General features: G+C 70.0%; 12 protein-coding genes. 7 read left to right on the forward strand and 5 right to left on the reverse strand.

Annotation, left to right across the window (positions count from 1 at the left end; all coding sequences use genetic code 11):
* Positions 1 to 3: 3 nt before the first annotated feature.
* A complete protein-coding gene (locus BKA15_RS18445) occupies positions 4 to 1,407 on the reverse strand; it encodes a cytochrome ubiquinol oxidase subunit I (RefSeq protein WP_179753166.1) in 1,404 nt (467 codons plus the stop codon).
* Positions 1,408 to 1,491: 84 nt separating this feature from the next.
* On the opposite strand from BKA15_RS18445, the gene BKA15_RS18450 reads away from it, so the two are divergent.
* Positions 1,492 to 1,896, forward strand: coding sequence for a BlaI/MecI/CopY family transcriptional regulator (locus tag BKA15_RS18450; protein WP_179753168.1), 405 nt, complete (start codon positions 1,492 to 1,494; stop codon positions 1,894 to 1,896).
* Between the two features lie 6 nt (positions 1,897 to 1,902).
* Positions 1,903 to 2,802 (forward strand): M56 family metallopeptidase, encoded by a 900-nt coding sequence (locus BKA15_RS18455; protein ID WP_179753170.1) that lies wholly within the window; start codon positions 1,903 to 1,905, stop codon positions 2,800 to 2,802.
* Positions 2,803 to 4,667: 1,865 nt separating this feature from the next.
* On the opposite strand, the gene BKA15_RS18460 is transcribed toward BKA15_RS18455, so the two are convergent.
* From BKA15_RS18460 to BKA15_RS18475, 4 genes are all read right to left on the reverse strand, one after another.
* A complete protein-coding gene (locus BKA15_RS18460; RefSeq protein ID WP_179753172.1) occupies positions 4,668 to 4,916 on the reverse strand; it encodes a hypothetical protein in 249 nt (82 codons plus the stop codon).
* The gene (locus tag BKA15_RS18465) at positions 4,913 to 5,056 is read right to left on the reverse strand and encodes a hypothetical protein (RefSeq protein WP_179753174.1); all 144 of its coding nucleotides are present in this window, start codon (positions 5,054 to 5,056) and stop codon (positions 4,913 to 4,915) included. Before BKA15_RS18465 ends, BKA15_RS18460 begins: the two co-directional genes overlap by 4 nt.
* A complete protein-coding gene (locus BKA15_RS18470) occupies positions 5,053 to 6,150 on the reverse strand; it encodes an integrase core domain-containing protein (RefSeq protein ID WP_179753176.1) in 1,098 nt (365 codons plus the stop codon). The genes BKA15_RS18465 and BKA15_RS18470 overlap by 4 nt, the downstream gene beginning before the upstream one ends.
* 134 nt (positions 6,151 to 6,284) lie before the next feature.
* Complete coding sequence (locus tag BKA15_RS18475) at positions 6,285 to 7,169, reverse strand: NAD(P)-dependent oxidoreductase (RefSeq protein ID WP_179753178.1); 885 nt, start codon at positions 7,167 to 7,169, stop codon at positions 6,285 to 6,287.
* A gap of 206 nt (positions 7,170 to 7,375) precedes the next feature.
* On the opposite strand from BKA15_RS18475, the gene BKA15_RS18480 reads away from it, so the two are divergent.
* The 5 genes from BKA15_RS18480 to BKA15_RS18500 all read left to right on the forward strand — a co-directional run bounded on the left by BKA15_RS18480 (position 7,376) and on the right by BKA15_RS18500 (position 13,278).
* Positions 7,376 to 7,588: a heavy-metal-associated domain-containing protein gene (locus BKA15_RS18480; RefSeq protein ID WP_179753180.1), complete on the forward strand. Its 213-nt coding sequence runs from the start codon at positions 7,376 to 7,378 to the stop codon at positions 7,586 to 7,588.
* The gene (locus BKA15_RS18485) at positions 7,585 to 8,616 is read left to right on the forward strand and encodes a DUF8832 domain-containing protein (RefSeq protein WP_179753182.1); all 1,032 of its coding nucleotides are present in this window, start codon (positions 7,585 to 7,587) and stop codon (positions 8,614 to 8,616) included. Before BKA15_RS18480 ends, BKA15_RS18485 begins: the two co-directional genes overlap by 4 nt.
* The gene (locus BKA15_RS18490; protein ID WP_179753184.1) at positions 8,613 to 10,853 is read left to right on the forward strand and encodes a heavy metal translocating P-type ATPase; all 2,241 of its coding nucleotides are present in this window, start codon (positions 8,613 to 8,615) and stop codon (positions 10,851 to 10,853) included. Before BKA15_RS18485 ends, BKA15_RS18490 begins: the two co-directional genes overlap by 4 nt.
* Positions 10,854 to 10,894: 41 nt before the next feature.
* On the forward strand, positions 10,895 to 11,506 hold the full coding sequence (locus tag BKA15_RS18495; RefSeq protein ID WP_179753185.1) for a HEAT repeat domain-containing protein: 612 nt from the start codon (positions 10,895 to 10,897) through the stop codon (positions 11,504 to 11,506).
* A 164-nt stretch (positions 11,507 to 11,670) separates the two neighbouring features.
* Positions 11,671 to 13,278 carry a glycosyl hydrolase family 28-related protein gene (locus tag BKA15_RS18500; RefSeq protein WP_179753186.1) on the forward strand — a complete coding sequence of 536 codons (1,608 nt, stop codon included), beginning with the start codon at positions 11,671 to 11,673 and terminating at the stop codon, positions 13,276 to 13,278.
* The last annotated feature ends 12 nt before the right edge of the window (positions 13,279 to 13,290 follow it).

Raw genomic sequence — 13,290 nt, forward strand, 5'->3', positions numbered from 1 at the left:
CTCCTAGTAGGCGAACGTGAGCGGGGTTTCCTCGCCGTCCTTGGCCACCGGCGGCGTGACGTCGGGCAACCCGGCCCGGATGTAGGTGAGCAGCAGCCGGGCCTCGATCACGGCCAGCGCGCTGTAGATCAGGGTGAACGTCGTGAGGGAGATCGCCACCTCGGCGAGCGTGGTGCCGGGCGAGACACCGGCCGCCGTCGGCAGCAGGCCGAACACCAGCCAGGGCTGTCGCCCGGTCTCGGTGAAGATCCAGCCGAAACTGTTGCCGAACAGGGGAAGCAGCGGCAGGGCGACCAGGACCGGACCCCAGAACCGTGCCCTCGGCACCCGCTCCCCCCGGGTCACCCAGAGCAGCAGCGCGCCGAGGCCGACCGACGCCATCCCGAGCCCGATCATCAGCCGGAACGTCCAGTACGTGGTCGGGATGATCGGCGCATAGCTACCCGGCCCGTACGTCTCCTCGTACGTCCGCTGCAGTTCCCGGATCCCCTTCACCTCGCCCTCGGGATCGCCGGTGCTGAGGAACGACAGCAGGTAGGGGATCCGGATCGAGAACAGCTCGTGCTGGCCGTCCAGCGTGCCGATCGTCAAGATCGAGAACGAGGCCGGCGCCTCGGTCTCGTACAGTGCCTCGGCGGCCGCCATCTTCATCGGCTGCACCTCGACCATCACCTTGCTCTGCGCGTCGCCGCTGACCGCGACCCCGGCGCCGGCGATGATCATCACGGCGGCCCCGATCCGCAGTGCCGTCCGGAACGCACGATGATCATCACCGTTCGGCTTCCGCCACAGGTGCCAACCGGCGACCGCCGCCAGGAAGGCTCCGGCGACGAGATAGCAGGCGAAGATCTGGTGCGGGAACGTCACCAGCACCACCGGATTGGTCAGCACGGCGACGAAGTCGGTCAGCTCGGCCCGATCGGTGACCGGGTTGTAGGTGAAGCCGACCGGGTTCTGCATGAACGAGTTGGCGGCCAGGATGAAGTACGCGCTGAACACGGTGCCGATCGAGGCGATCCAGATGCAGGCCAGGTGGATCCGCTTCGGCAGCCGGTCCCAGCCGAAGATCCACAGGCCCAGGAAGGTCGACTCGAGGAAGAACGCGAGCAGTCCCTCCAGGGCCAGCGGGGCGCCGAAGATGTCGCCGACGAACCGCGAGTACGAGCTCCAGTTCATCCCGAACTGGAACTCCTGGACGATTCCGGTGACGATCCCCAGCGCGAAGTTGATCAAGAACAGCTTGCCGAAGAACTTGGTCAGCTTGAGAAACGCCTCGTTGCCGGTGCGGTGCCAGATCGTCTGCAGGACTGCGACCAGGCCGGACAGCCCGATGGTCAGCGGCACGAAGAAGAAGTGGTAGACCGTCGTGATCCCGAACTGCCAGCGGGCCAGGGTCAGTGCGTCCATGTGCGGTGGCCTCCTCGCTCCGCAATCTACTACCGAGCGTCGTACTAAGCAAAGTAGTACGAGGTTGGGTAGTAGGATGGCGGCGTGGCACTCGGAGAACTCGAACGCAAGGTGATGGAGCAGCTGTGGGACGCGGCCGGCCCGCAGTCGGTCCGTGATGTCCACCATGCGCTGAGTCAGGACCGGGAGCTCGCGTACACGACCGTGATGACGGTGCTGGACCGGCTGGCCAAGAAGGGCGTCGTGCGGCGCGAACGCGACGGCCGCGCCTACCGCTACCTGCCGGTGCAGAACCGGGAGGAGATGGTCGCCGAGCTGATGCACACCGCGCTCGAGTCGGGCCAGGACCGGACCGCCGCCCTGGTCGCGTTCGTCGGCCGGGTCAGCGACAGCGAAGCGGCGGCGATGCGGGCGGCCCTGGACTCCCTGGAGACCTCGGGAGGCGAACCGGTCACCAAGCGGCGCAAGACGCGCGCACCCAAGGGCTGACTGATCATGGGGATCACGCTCGCGGCGGCGGCACTCGGCCTGCTGACGGTGATCCTGGTCGGGCCCGGTCCGCTCTGGGTCGGCCGCTGGCGCTTCCTGCAGCAGGTGCCCCGGGCGGCGATCGTGCTCTGGCAGGCCGGCACGGTAGCGGCCCTGGTCTCGGTGATCGGAGCCGGCGTGTTGATCACGCTGCCGCTGCTGGCCGATCCGGCGCTGCTGACCCGGATGCCGCCGGCCGAGGCCGTGATCACCGCCCTGGTGGCCGCCTTCACCGCGATCGTGATCGGTCGGCTCGTCTGGTCGTTGATCAAGGTCGGCGCGGACACCAGCGCGCGGCGGCGCCGGCACCGGCTGGCCGTCGATCTGCTCGGCCGGCCGGACGACACCCGCTCCGTCCGGGGCCTGCGGATCCTGGCCGAGAAGCTGCCGATGGCGTACTGCTTGCCGAGCGTCCGGGAATCCCGCGTGGTGCTCAGTGCCGGCGCCCTGGACCGGCTCACCGAGGAGGAGATCACGGCGGTGCTGGAGCACGAGGCGGCCCATGTCCGGGCCCGTCATGATCTTGTCCTGGACGGCTTCCAGGCCCTGCACCGGGCGTTCCCGGTGATGGTGCGGAGCGAGATGCCGTGGCACCGTTCCCAACTGCTGGTGGAGATGCTGGCCGACGATGCCGCCCGGCGCCGGACCGGACCGCTGCCGCTGGCCCGCGCCCTGGTCGCCATGGCCGGCGCCCCGAGCCCCTCCGCCGCCCTGGCCGCCGGCGACCGCGACATCGCCCTCCGGGTGATCCGGCTGGCCGAGCCCAGACCGCCCGCCGCCCGCCGCCGAGCCCTGGCCGCCCTGGTCTACGTGCTCGCCGCCGCCCTGATCGCCCTCCCCCTGATCACCCTCCTGCTCCTCTCCTAACGCCGACCGGGCACAAAAGCAGGCGTTTCTGCGGCGTGTCGCTGCGGAGGTGCCCGGTGGATCGGGTCGAGGTCTGGAGTCGAGTTCGTGTCCGGGTACGGGAGTGTGGTGGTGTCGGGCCGAGGTGCTGCGTGATGCTCGCGCCGCGGGATGGTCCGGCCGCTGTGCTCGCGTGATGGACCGGGGCTCTGTGGTCGTGATGAACCGGGCTCTACGCCGACTGGGTACCAAGGCAGGCGTTTCTGCGGAGTGTCGCTGCGGAGGTGCCCGGTGGATCGGGTCGAGGCCTGGAGTCGCGTTCGCGTCCGGGTACTGGGGCGTGCTGGAGTCGGGGCCGAGGTGCTGCGTGATGCTCGCGCCGCGGGATGGTCCGGCCGCTGTGCTCGCGTGATGGACCGGGCTCTGTGGTCGTGAGGAACCGGGCTCTACGCCGACTGGGTACCAAGGCAGGCGCTTCTGCGGAGTGTCGCTGCGGAGGTGCCCGGTGGATCGGGTCGAGGCCTGGAGTCGCGTTCGCGTCCGGGTACTGGGGCGTGCTGGAGCCGGGGCCGAGGTGCTGCGTGATGCTCGCGCCGCGCGATGGTCCGGCCGCTGTGCTCGCGTGGTGAACCGGACTTGTGCTCGCGTGGTGAACCGGACTTGTGCCCGCGTGTTGGACCAGGCCGTGCACCTGCGTGACGGACCGAGCCTTCACTTGTGCCCGCGGAGTCGCCGCGAGGACTCCATGCCCTCCTCGATCCGCGCTGCACTCATCGACTTGTCGTGCCTGCGGATCGAGTGGCGAGAAATCGACGCGGTTCGGCGGAATCAAGGTCGATTTCTCGCCACTCGAATGTGTTGCGTATCCCGCAAGGCCGGGGGCGGGGTGGAGGCTGAGGGCGTTCCCGCGGGAACGTCTTGGGCATGTCTGGGTGCGAGGTCAGGCCGCGCGCGTCCTCGATCTCAGGGCGAGCCGGCGGAAGGCTCCCGAGCGCCGCGTCACCGTCGCCCGCCCGACCGTCGACGCGACCTCGCTCCGGCCGGCACCTGGCGCGCCGCGGTCGAGTGGGCGAGAGATCGACGCGGTTCGGCGTGATCGAGGTCGATTGCCCACCACTCGAAGGTTCGACGCTCGAAGAGTGCCTGCGCGATGAACCGCCGCCCGCCCACGCGACGAACCGGCCCGCGCGATGCCCCGGTGTCCCGCCGCGCGCGGGCCCTGGTGTTCCGTCCTGGTGGCCACCCCTCCGCGCGATGCCCGGTGCGCTGCTCCGCGCGATGCCGGGGTGCGCCGCCCCGCGCGACGCCCGGGTGCCTGCCCGCGCAGCGGCCCGCTTCGCGCGATGCCCCGGTGTCCCGCTCTGCGCGGACTTTCGCCTGGTGCCCGCCCGGCTCTGTGCGGACTCCTGCCTGGTGCCCGCCCGGGGGCAGCGCCCGACTCTGCGCGGACTCCCGCCTGATGCCCGCCCGGCGGTGTCACCCCCACTGCGTCATGGCTGCCCTGGCGATGCCCGCCCCGGGCGAGGTGGGCCCGATTCATCCCGCGAGGCCGGCCCGATTTCTCCGCGCCGCCCTCCCGTACCAGGCGACGCCCGCTGCGCGCCCCCGCGCCCGCACAACGTCGCCGAGTGGACCCCTTGACCGGCGCATCGGCCCTGTCATGTCTCGGGTTCGTCCGGACAGTATGTCCGAGGTCAGTGTGGACAGATGGTGGTGTGGTTGGTCAAGGGTCGGGGCCGCGCGGGAGCTGCGAGGAGGGTGGCGTCGTCCTCGTCGTGGTCAAGGCCGGGGCCCTTCGGGTTGGCCTTCGGCCAAGCCTTGACCTCGTCTCCGGGCGCCTGCCGATTCGCGGTCAGCTTCAGCGTGGCGGGTTTGGGCCGAAGCCGCTAGAAGGGTTGGGACCGCTCGGTGGCGTCGCGGCTGCCGTGTTCTGGTTGCCAGCCGCTGGATTCGTCGAGGAAGTCGTCGGGCCAGGGTGCGGGCCGGCCGGTGTCGTCCCACCAGCCGGTTTCGTAGCCGGCTTCCAGGGCTGCCCGGTATTGATCTTGGGTGAAGCCTGGACCGTGGATGTCGCGGAGGTCGATCTTGGTCTCGTCTGGTTCAGCGGCGTCTGGTTCACGATCGTTGTTGATCATGGTTGTTCCTTGCGTTGTCGTTGTTGGTGGATCAGCAGGGGCAGCCGGCCGCCGCGGGGCCGTCCGTTGCTGTAGTAGGTCTTGCCGGGTTCGAGGACCTGGGTCCGGAGGTGGCGGCCTCGGCCATCGAAGATCGTCACGGTCTGACCGGGCTGATCGTGGTGACGGTGGTCTTGGCATGTTCACGGCCGAGCTGGATCCGGACACCGTCGACCCGCACGCTGCCGTTCGCGGCGACTCTGGGCTGTTTCGACCGTGCCGGCCGTGCCGGTGCCGGTGCCGGTGGGGCCGGGACCGGCGGGACCGCGACCGGCCCAGCGGCCATGACCTCGGCCGGTGTGCGCAGGCCGAGGGCTTGATGGCCACGGTCGTGGTTGTAGTAGCGGTCGAACTGATCCAGCTGTGCTTGCAACTCGGCCAACGAGGTCGCCCTCGGCCGGGCTCTCAGCCAGCGTTGCACGGTCTGATGAACCCGTTCGTCCTTGCCCTGGGTCTGCGGATGCCCCGGCCGGCCGGTGATCGGACGACACCCCAGTCCGGTCAGATGATCAACCAGACGGCTCCGCCGGCCGATCCGGGTCTGATTCAACGCGCTGCCGTTATCGGTGAGCAGCAGACACGGCACCTGGAACGCAGCGATACCCCTGTCGACCACCAGGATCGCCGCCTCCACCGTTTCACCCCACGCCGCGAGCGAGGCGATCATGAACCGGGAATGATCATCCACGAGCTGGAAGATCACACACGCACGGTCAGCGGCCAGCACCCAGTCGAACGCGTCGAGCTGCCAGCACTCATGCACCAGCGCGAACACGAACCGTCGCACCGCCGACCGCGGTCGTTTCTGCGGTTGCGGGACCACCATCCCGCGACGGGAGAAGATCCGGGCCAGCGTCGACGCGGCCGGCGGCGTCACACCCAGCCGGTCCATCCGGAACCGGACCGAGACCGGTCCGTAGTCACAGCCCTGATCCCTCAGCTCCTTCCGGAGCCGGACCGCCAACTCCTCGATCTCCAGCCCGACCGCGAGCGGATGCCCCTGCGGCCACGACCGCGAACGTGGCTGGACCGCCGCCGCCGGATCCTCCGCTCGAGCACGAGCCCGGAGTTCGTAGAACCAGGACCGCGACAGCTTGTGCCGCTCACAGAACCGAGAGACCGCGCCCCGCGGCGCGTCCTCGGGCCAGAACGCGATCTGAACACGAATGTCCACCGAGACCACCCTGTCTGCCATGAACGCCAGCATGCGTTCGTCCGAACTGTCCGGACGAACCCGAGACATAACTGTCCGGTCGAACACAAGTCAGGACACCGGCGCATCGGCCCGAAATCGAGGTCAACGGGTCCGCTCGGCGGTGGTTCTCCGAGTCAGCCTCGCCCGGCGGCGGGGTCGACGATCATCTCGTACAGCACCGTCGAACTCTCGGCTCCGCGGCCGACGGCGATCGCGCGCCGATAGAGGTCCCGTACGGCGGCGGGCAGGCCCGGGTCCAGGCCCGCCTCGACGGTGGCGTCGGTGATGTGCTCCATGCCGGCCGCCATCATGGCCGTGTTGCCGCCCTGGTCGGGGTAGCTCCGGCTGCTGATCTCGTCCGCCATGCCCTGCATGAAGTACGGCATCTGGCCGATCAGTTCCTCCGCGTACGGGAAGAAGTCCTTGGCCGGCACGCCGGCGGAGCCGACCAGGGCCGCGGCGTGCGAGGTGCTGGCCAGGATCGTCATGAACAGGTCGAGCATGGCCTGGTACCAGACCTGGGCCAGCTCCGGCGCGTCGCCGCGGTAGTCGACCCGGCCGAGCACCTCGAGAGTCGACCGATGCCGCTCGACCGCCTCGGACGGCCCGCTGTAGAAGACGTACGCGCCCTCCTTCCCGACCAGCGGCGGGTTGACCATCACGCCGCCGGTGATGAACGTGGCCCCGTGGTCGGCGGCCCAGGCGGCGGCCCGGGCGGAGGCGCTCGGGGTGTCGGAGCTGAGGTTGACCAGGGTCTTCCCGGCGAGCAGGTCGACGCCCGGCCCGAGCAGGTCGTACATCGCCTGGTAGTGGGTCAGGCTGAGCACGATGACCGGGCTGGCGTCGAGCGCCCCGGCGGCCGTCTCGGCCCGTTTCGCACCCTCGGCGACCAGCGCGTCGGCGCGGCTCGGTGTGCGGTTGAACACAGTGGTCGGGTGACCGCGGTCCAGGTACGCCCGGGCCATCGCCTGGCCCATCGGGCCGAGGCCGATCACGGTCACGGGAGTGGGGTCGGACATGGGCTCACTTTCGTTGTACGGATGGAGATCTGTGGCGCCGACGGCAAGCCTCACCCCGAATCGAAGGTCTCACAAGTACGCACTTCAAAGTGGGTCACTCACCCCGAAGTCAGCATCCGGCCGCGCTTGACTCTCATACCCGGCAGGGGTATACATTGAGGCAAGAATTACCCCTAGGGGGTATCAATCGTACGAAAGGAACCGAGATGACTGTCGCCGAATACCAGGTGAGCGGAATGTCCTGCGCGCACTGCGAGGCGGCCATCAGGTCCGAGGTCGAACAGCTCGACGGGGTCCAGGGCATCGAGGTCAGTTCCGCGACCGGTCGCCTGGTGATCACCTCCGCTGCGCCCATCACGGTGGAGCAGGTCCAGGCCGCCGTCGACGAGGCCGGCTACTCGGCCGTCCCGGCAGCATGAGCCCGGCCGTCAAGCTCGGCGGCTTCGCGGTGGGGCTGGTCCTGCTGGTCGGGGGCAGCTTCGCCGCGGGCCGGATCCTGCTGCCCGAGGACCCCGCGCAGCAGGCGGCGCCCGTGGCGCCGTCGCCGACGATGTCCGGCCACGGCGGCGGCTCCGAGCACGGCGGCGAGAAGCCGGGCGAGACGCCGGCCCCCGGCGAGTCCGACGGGCACGGCGGCCACGAGGGCGGGGGCTCGGGCGAGGTCCGCGGGCTCTCCCTGGAACAGGACGGCTTCCGGCTGTCGCCGCCGACCGCGCCCGACCGGGTCGGGCAGCGCGGCACGCTGGAGTTCATGATCATGGACGCGGAGGGCAAGGCGGTCACCGACTTCGAGGTGTCGCACGAGAAGAAGCTGCACCTGATCGTGGTCCGCAACGACGGCCGGGAGTTCCGGCACGTGCACCCGACCATGGCGGCCGACGGCACCTGGTCGATCCCGTGGCAGTGGCCGGCGGCCGGCAGCTACCGGATGTTCGCCGACTTCGTGCCGACCGCGTCGGGTGACCCGACCACGCTCGGGTACGCCTTCGACATCCCGGGCGAGCTGCGTCCACAACCGGCGACCAAGATCAAGACCACCAGCACGGTGGACGGCTATCAGGTGAAGCTGGCCGGCGAGCTGACCGCGCACGGCGAGTCCGAACTCACCGTCACGGTGACCAAGGACGGGAAGCCGGTGACCACGCTGCAGCCCTACCTGGGCGCGTACGGCCACCTGGTGATCCTGCGCCAGGGCGATCTCGGCTATCTGCACGTACACCCGGAAGGGGCGGAGCCCAAGAAGGGCGAGACGTCCGGGCCCGAGGTGACCTTCATCGCGCAGGCGCCGACCGAGAGCCGCTACCTGCTCTACTTCGACTTCCAGGTGGACGGGAAGGTGCGCACCGCGGAGTTCGTCCTCGGCGGCGACGACAGCCACGAACAAGATCACGAATCCGAGGATTCCGATGATCATGGACACGATTCAGGAGAACAGGAAGAGCGATGACCACCACCGAGTCTGAGCCGATGCGCGCCATCGAACTCGAGATCGGCGGGATGACCTGCGCCTCCTGTGCGGTACGGATCGAGAAGAAGCTGAACCGGCTGGACGGGGTGTCGGCGACGGTCAACTACGCGACCGAGAAGGCTGCCATCACCGCACCCGCCGGAGTCGAACCGGCGACCTTGATCGACGTGGTCCAGCAGACCGGCTACTCCGCGGCGGTGCCCGCACCGCCGGCCGGCCGGGACGAGCCGGAGCGCCCCGACCCGGCTGGCCTCGAGTTGACCTCGCTGCGGCACCGGCTGATCGGTGCCGTCACCCTCAGCATTCCGGTGATCCTGCTCGCGATGATCCCGGCGCTGCAGTTCAACTACTGGCAATGGGCGTCGCTGGCCATGGCCGCACCGGTGGTGCTCTGGGCCGGCTGGCCGTTCCACCGCGCTGCATGGCTCAATCTGCGGCATGGCACGGCGACGATGGACACGCTGATCTCGCTCGGCACGCTCGCGGCGTTCGGCTGGTCCCTGTACGCGCTGTTCCTCGGCTCGGCCGGGATGCCGGGCATGAAGCACCCGTTCCGGTTGGTGATCGAACTCGGCGACGGCGCCGCCAACATGTATCTCGAGGTCGCCGCCGGCGTGATCATGTTCGTGCTGACCGGCCGCTATCTGGAGAAGCGGTCCAAGCGGCAGGCCGGGGCCGCACTGCGGGCGCTGCTCGATCTCGGTGCGAAGCAGGTGTCGGTGCTGCGGAACGGCACCGAGACCTTGATCGACATCGGCGAGCTGGCCGTGGGCGACCGGTTCGTGGTCCGGCCGGGCGAGAAGATCGCGACCGACGGCGTGATCGTCGAGGGACGCTCCGCTGTGGACGCGAGCATGCTGACCGGTGAATCGGTGCCGGTCGAGGTGGCCGAGGGCGACCCGGTGACCGGCGCGACCGTGAACGCCGGCGGCCGGCTTGTGGTCCGGGCCACCCGGGTCGGCGCCGACACCCAGCTGGCCCAGATGGCCCGGCTGGTCGAGGACGCGCAGTCCGGCAAGGCCGCCGTACAGCGCCTGGTGGACCGGGTGTCCGGTGTGTTCGTCCCGATCGTGATCGCGATCTCGGCGGTCACGCTGGGCTTCTGGCTCGGCGCCGGTTCCGGGCCGGCGGGAGCGATCACCGCCGCTGTCGCGGTCCTGATCATCGCCTGCCCGTGTGCGCTGGGGCTGGCCACACCGACCGCGTTGCTGGTCGGCACCGGCCGCGGCGCCCAGCTGGGCATCCTGATCAAGGGGCCGGAGGTGCTGGAGTCGACCCGCCGGGTGGACACCATCGTGCTGGACAAGACCGGGACCGTGACCACGGGGAAGATGGCGCTGCAGGGCGTCGTCGCCGCCGCGGGTACGGACTCGGACGAGGCGCTCCGGCTGGCCGGAGCGGTGGAAGACGCTTCCGAACACCCGATCGCCCGGGCGATCGCAGCCGCCGCGGCCGAGGCCGGGAAGCTGCCGCCGGTGGTCGACTTCGCCAATGTCGAGGGCCGCGGCGTCCGCGCCACGGTCGAAGGGCGCGAGGTGCTGGTCGGCCGGGAATCCTTCCTGGTCTCGGAATCCGTGGCCGTGCCGGACGAGTTGATCAAGGCTCGCGAGGAGGCCGAGCAGGAGGGCCGGACCGCGGTCCTGGTCGCCTGGGCTGGCCAGGCGCGCGCGGTGTTGATCATCGCGGACGCGATCAAGCCGACCAGTGCCGAGGCCGTCCGACGGTTCGCCAAGCTCGGCCTGACCCCGGTGCTGCTGACCGGCGACAACCGGGCCGTCGCCGACCGGGTCGCCGCTGAGGTGGGGATCGACCGGGTGATCGCCGAGGTGCTGCCGCAGGACAAGGTGGACGTGATCACCAAGCTGCAGGGCGAGGGCAAGGTGGTGGCGATGGTCGGCGACGGCGTGAACGACGCGGCAGCCCTGGCGGCCGCCGACCTCGGGCTCGCGATGGGCACCGGGACGGACGTGGCGATCGAGGCGGCCGACCTGACCCTGGTCCGCGGCGATCTGCGGGCCGCGGCGGACGCGATCCGGCTGTCCCGGCGAACGCTGTCCACGATCAAGATCAACTTGTTCTGGGCGTTCGCGTACAACACGGCGGCGATCCCGCTGGCCGCCTCCGGTCTGCTCAACCCGATGCTGGCCGGCGCGGCGATGGCGGCGTCCAGCCTGTTCGTGGTCGGCAACAGCCTCCGGCTGCGGTCCTTCCGCTAGCAGGGCCGCAGGGAGCGTCGTGGCCCCTAGGCTGGGGTGTCATGGACGACCGTGACACCCCGGCCGAGCGGGTCGCGTACGCGGTCCGGCAGTGGGGTGCGGGCCGAGTCGTCCGTGTCGCGGCCGAGACCCTGGGCACCGATCCGGCCGAGGTCGTCTCCGGCGAGTCGCTCGAGTTGATCACCATGCTGAGGTCCGGCTCCGAGCCTGGGATCGCGGAGTGCGGCGCGACCCGGGACTGGCTGGCCGGCGGCAAGCCGCCCGGCCACCGCTACTGGGCCCGGGTCTGGGCCTGTCGCGCACTCCTCTACGTGTGGGACGATGGCGCCGGCCCTGCCGTGGCCGCGGCCCTCGGCGATGATCATTGGCGGGTACGGGAGCTGGCGGCGAAGGTGATCGCGAAGCGGGAGGTTCCGGACGCCGCCGAACGGCTCGCCGAGTTGATCATGAACGACCCGACGCCGCGGGTCCGGGCCGCCGCCTGTCGCGGGCTGGCCGTGGTCGGCGAGGGCGAACACCTGCCCGCTCTGGCTTCCGCGGCCGGCGATCCGGACCCGCTGGTCGCGCGGGCCGCCGAGCGCACGTACGACCAACTCATGGATCGCCTGGATCGAACGGACCAGACCGTTCGCGAGGCGCGCCGCCCGCGATAGCCGGCTGACCGCGAGCGGACCACCTCGGGCTCGCCCTTCGACAAGCTCAGGGAACGCTGTGCCGTCCCGGTGAGGGGTGACGATCCGGCCAGTTCGTGCACTGGACGCGCATCCCGGGACATCCGCCCTTGTCGGTCCGATCCGGCCGACCGACCGTCATGATCATGAGCGCCGATCATGCCCCGTTAGTCTCCCGACGCAGTGCCCTGACCGTTGCCGCCGCCGTCGCCGGCGGATCGCTGATCGCCGGCCGGGCGCCGTCCGCGGCCCGTGCCGAGACCGGAATGGTGATCAACCTGCGCGACCGCGGCGCGGCAGGCGACGGGGTCACCGACGACACGGCGGTCCTCAACGCCGCGCTGGACGATGTCGAGGCCAACGGTGGCGGCACGATCATCTTCCCGCCCGGAACGTACCCGGTCGGCGGTCCGGAACGTCCGCGGCTGCGGGACAACCTGAAGATCATCGGCCAGGACGCGACCCTGCTCAAGGCCGGCGCCAACGGTGCCCTGTTCGTCGCCCTGTCCCGCGGCAGGACCGGCTACGGCTCCGGGTGCCGCAACGTCCGGATCTCCGGCCTGCGGTTCCTCGGCTCCTATCCCAGGACCCGGCTGATGGCCCCGTTCGCGCTGCATCATGCCAGCGACGTGGTGATCGAGAACTGCGTCTTCGAGCAGGTCCAGGGATCCCGGCACAGCATCGACCTCGGCGGCTGCGAGGACATCGTGATCCGCAACTGCCGCTGGCTCGGGTACTACAACAACGAGGGCCCGGCCTACAACGGCGCGGAGTGCATCCAGGTCGACTACAGCTACCACGGCGCCCTGTCCTACAACGATTCCGAGGGTTCGCACGACGGGCTGATGAGCCGCCGGATCACGGTCGAGGACTGCGAGTTCCTGCCGGCCACCGTCGACGGCGTCGACTATCCGTGTCCCAATCCACTCGGCAGCCACGGCCTCAAGGAGGACTCGTGGTTCAGCGACCTGCGGTTCGCCGGCAACCTGATCGTCGACCCGATCCACGGCCCGTCCTCCGACGACAGCCCGAACCAGGGGATCGCGCTCGGCGCGGTACACCTCCCGGTGTCCAAGCGGGTAGTGATCGAGAACAACCGCTTCGTCCAGACCAGGGGCCGGATGATCAGGGCTATCTCCTTCGCGGCCGCCTCGTACGTGATCGCGACCGAGTCCGACCCGAACAGCTTCCCGCCGATCAAGAAGACCCTTGAGAACCCCCTCGGCTGCAGCGAGATCACCGTCCGGAACAACAGGTTCGAGGGCTTCGTCGCCGGTGACGACGAGACCCCGCTCCAGTCGGTGATCTTCCTCCGCGGCCTGCCGAACGGCGGCGAACTCAGCAACATCGAGATCTCCGGCAACACCTTCGTCGGCCTTGATCACGAGGGCCGCCGCAGCACGCCGGCCATCGAGGCCCGGCACGCCGCGAAGATCACCGTCTCGGGCAACAAGCTCGAGCGGGGCAGCGTGCTGGCCCGGATCGAGGCCTCCTGCACCGACGTCGTGATCACCTCCAACGACACGTCCGGCATCACCGGCCCCGGGCCGGTGATCGCGCTGGCCGGCAGCCGCTACCGGATCGAGCGCAACACCCTCCGGGCCGACACCACCGGCCCGGCCACCGGGATCGCGATCGGCCAGGGATCGCCCGGCCGGGTGGCCCGGAACGAGTTGACCGGCTTCACGGACCCACTCGAGCAGCCGAAGCCGCTGCCGCGCGGCGTCACCGTCCGCGGCAACGAGTTGGAGTGATCATGCGGCGCG

It is taken from the genome of Microlunatus parietis, assembly GCF_013407955.1.
GTDB lineage: Bacteria > Actinomycetota > Actinomycetes > Propionibacteriales > Propionibacteriaceae > Microlunatus > Microlunatus parietis.

What these genes read in the sequence shown, in the direction of transcription:
- BKA15_RS18445 (WP_179753166.1), bottom strand. Translation starts at nt 1,407, where the DNA reads ATGGACGCACTGACCCTGGCCCGCTGGCAGTTCGGGATCACGACGGTC.
- BKA15_RS18455 (WP_179753170.1), top strand. Translation starts at nt 1,903, where the DNA reads ATGGGGATCACGCTCGCGGCGGCGGCACTCGGCCTGCTGACGGTGATC.
- BKA15_RS18460 (WP_179753172.1), bottom strand. Translation starts at nt 4,916, where the DNA reads ATGATCAACAACGATCGTGAACCAGACGCCGCTGAACCAGACGAGACC.
- BKA15_RS18470 (WP_179753176.1), bottom strand. Translation starts at nt 6,150, where the DNA reads ATGGCAGACAGGGTGGTCTCGGTGGACATTCGTGTTCAGATCGCGTTC.
- BKA15_RS18475 (WP_179753178.1), bottom strand. Translation starts at nt 7,169, where the DNA reads ATGTCCGACCCCACTCCCGTGACCGTGATCGGCCTCGGCCCGATGGGC.
- BKA15_RS18480 (WP_179753180.1), top strand. Translation starts at nt 7,376, where the DNA reads ATGACTGTCGCCGAATACCAGGTGAGCGGAATGTCCTGCGCGCACTGC.
- BKA15_RS18485 (WP_179753182.1), top strand. Translation starts at nt 7,585, where the DNA reads ATGAGCCCGGCCGTCAAGCTCGGCGGCTTCGCGGTGGGGCTGGTCCTG.
- BKA15_RS18490 (WP_179753184.1), top strand. Translation starts at nt 8,613, where the DNA reads ATGACCACCACCGAGTCTGAGCCGATGCGCGCCATCGAACTCGAGATC.
- BKA15_RS18495 (WP_179753185.1), top strand. Translation starts at nt 10,895, where the DNA reads ATGGACGACCGTGACACCCCGGCCGAGCGGGTCGCGTACGCGGTCCGG.
- BKA15_RS18500 (WP_179753186.1), top strand. Translation starts at nt 11,671, where the DNA reads ATGAGCGCCGATCATGCCCCGTTAGTCTCCCGACGCAGTGCCCTGACC.